We start from the raw sequence: 474 nt of genomic DNA on the forward strand, positions 1-474 counted from the left end.
AACCATGCTGTAGAAATATTCTTCTCAAATCGAAAGAGCAGGCCTTCGGTAAGTGGTAAATTTGCACTTGTAATCTTCAACGCCACAAAACTGAATATGGAAAAAGTGAATTGGAAAGTGGAAGGTATGACCTGTACCAACTGTGCATTAACGGTAAACAAATACCTGCAATCACAAGGAATGCAAAATGTAAAAGTGAATTTCATCGGTGGCGATGTGAGTTTTTAGTTACCTGAAAACAGTTCCCCGAAGGAAATAGCCAAGGGTATCAATGGACTCGGATATACTGTAAAGAATGATGGCAGCAATGATTCTGCAAAACAACCTAAACGTTTATTCTCAAATCATTTACAACGTTTTTGGTTTTGCTTTGTCTTCACCGCCCCTTTGATGTTACACATGATTCCGGGTGTACATATTCATTTCTTAATGAACCCTTATGTACAACTGGGATTGACTATTCCTGTTTTTATT

At 37.8% G+C, this 474-nt stretch carries 1 protein-coding gene; it reads left to right on the forward strand.

The window, feature by feature from the left end; translation table 11 throughout:
- The coding region (locus tag CS062_RS27145) for a heavy-metal-associated domain-containing protein (protein ID WP_233218249.1) at positions 1–228 on the forward strand (228 nt) is incomplete at its 5' end.
- Between the last annotated feature and the right edge of the window lie 246 nt (positions 229–474).

Origin of the sequence: Roseateles chitinivorans, from assembly GCF_002761755.1 — a bacterium.
Taxonomy (GTDB): Bacteria; Pseudomonadota; Gammaproteobacteria; order Burkholderiales; family Burkholderiaceae_C; genus Roseateles; species Roseateles chitinivorans.